The sequence below is a fragment of the bacterium genome (assembly GCA_037131655.1).
Taxonomy (GTDB): Bacteria; Armatimonadota; Fimbriimonadia; order Fimbriimonadales; family JBAXQP01; genus JBAXQP01.
Window position 1 is genome coordinate 1 of record JBAXQP010000372.1, and the last position, 2,285, is coordinate 2,285.

The window sequence follows — 2,285 nt, forward strand, 5'->3', positions numbered from 1 at the left end:
ATATCTACAAGCACTTAATACAAATATAACTATTAATTCATGGAGAGGTTCGTATTTTCCCATGTGCTTGGAGCAATGAATTTATTCAATCTTAAATGCAAATAGTGATGCCGCCCCGAAGCTGCTCTGAACTTAAATTCGCTATGGCTTCACCGTTCACATTAATGTCAAAGTGCCCCGTGGGCATGTTCCCGAATTTAATTAGAATATTTCTTTGCTCGGTATATGGGCAAGGCAGAGTGTCAAGAGCGGATTTGACTATGAGCTTAACCTGATTCTGTTCCCAAGCAATGAGTTCGGCGCGAACTCCATCGATTGGGACAACCGTTTTGGTTTCAGTATCTACCCAAACATTTCCAAAGTAACGTTCGAGGTATGCTCCGGCAGCTAATGCGCCCCCAGCGCTCCAATTATAACCTGACCAGCCACCGCCTCTAATCGAGCCTTCACCGGCATGACCGACATTCTCCAACGCATAGCCCTCGCCGGGTCCTTTGGCCATGACAATTTGGTTGATGTTGTTGCGATGGTTTTCCTCGATGTCCATAAGGGCGAAAGCTGCTCGGCAAGAGGCAATAGACCGTTCGAGATATTCCAACTTGCCGGTTGCTCGATAGTAATCGGCGTAGGTTGAAACAAATCGCGCCTGCCGACCATCATTCCACTCGCTGTCAGTATTCATAACGCCAAAACCACCGAATAGATAGGCTTCAAAGTGCGGAGGTGTCCAGACTTGCTGGAAAAGCGAGAGAAGCCCGAGCGTATATTCTCCTTTTTCTAACCAATGCGATTCGTTCGTTAGTTGGTAAAGAGAAAGGAAGTGGTCTGCGGCCCATTGGATGGCGAGGTTATTGACGGGCGGGATCCCCGTCCATCGGTCAATCCAGTGCAACGGCTTTGGGCTGCAGGAATAGAAAGCCTCAAAGTCTTGGAATAGAGTTTTGGGCAGGATTTCTTTAAGCAGGTACTCTCCGGCCTTAAGCGCGGCTTTAACGAATTTCGGGTCACCAGTGAAAGCAGCTGTTTTGGCAAGAGTAGCGCCGCTGATGGCGGTGGTCGCGCTTTCTAAAAGCTGTCTCGCAGGCTTTAGATCGGAAAAGAAATAGGTTGGGATAGCACCTGATGGAAGCTGTACATCCGTTAAAAACCGGGAGTATTCGACTACGCTGCTTAGGATTTCGGGGTCTTGGCCGTAGTGTTCATACCAATAGAGCCTCCACCACGCGCTCACGCTCATCGCTGCGGAATCATAACCATCCATAGGATCAATGGAGCGCGCTGTCTCAAAGAATGAACCTTCATATTTGCCGGTTTCCCAATTGTAAACGCATGCAAACGCCCCTTTGTTTGATGGAGCGGCAAGGCTGAGTTGCAGAATGCCGTCACCAATTTGGCGAAGTTCTTCACTGCCCCATTTCTCTCCATAATGGCGAATGCCAAAGCCTACATGGAGATCGTTTTCCCATGCATGAAAGTTCGAGCCGCGGCGTCGCGGGTTATTAATCCCAGCGCATTGCTTGCCGTTTATCGTGGTCATGGCGACGGTCTTTTTTAGCTCATTGGGATAAGCATATCGGCGGCCGTATTCTTCGAAGGGCATGATCTGGGGGCGAATATCGGCCATGAATCGGCGCCCATATCGTTCCCAGAGATAGGTGGTGACACGCTGAACTATCCCCTCCATTCCTTCAGTGGGGCCAAAGAAGAGGTCGAACTCATAGGCCAACTCGCCTTCAGACACAGGCGCTGTTTCTTCGGCCTCATGCTTATTAAACACATGCCCATCCGCATGCCAGGTGCATAGGCCATAGGAGAGCCGTGGGGCTTCGGCGGGAGTACCATCCACTCGAAGATCAAGCGCGTGGGGAACGATTCTTTGCTTGGCAAGGGCATCTAAATCGGGGATTAATGCGGCATAAACCCCTTCCGAAACCACAATCGCCGCCGGTGATCGGAAGAAGTGGTCGCCGCAGACGTGCTTCACATCATCATGCAAATTTGGCAGCCACGCAAAATCAAGCGGCATCGTATACCCAAACGCCTTCCCACCCGGCGTAAAGTAGAACTGGCTCATCAACTGCCCTAACTGCACATCCGTGCCGGCAACTGAGTCACTTACTTTGATATGAACACGATCACCATCTGATATGGAAATTTGGAGGGTAATTAAATGAGGCCCGGCTTGTCCTGATAGGGTCAGTTTGCCATCGATAACTTCGGCCTTAGAGAAAAACCCCTCTGTGACTTCAATTTCGCCATTACCTGTTCGCCATTCTATATGGGGG

1 protein-coding gene is annotated in these 2,285 nt (G+C 50.0%); it reads right to left on the reverse strand.

The features are described from left to right. Positions 1 to 91: 91 nt before the first annotated feature. Positions 92 to 2,285: hypothetical protein (locus WCO51_12590; protein MEI6514090.1), on the reverse strand; the 2,194-nt coding region annotated here is incomplete at its 5' end.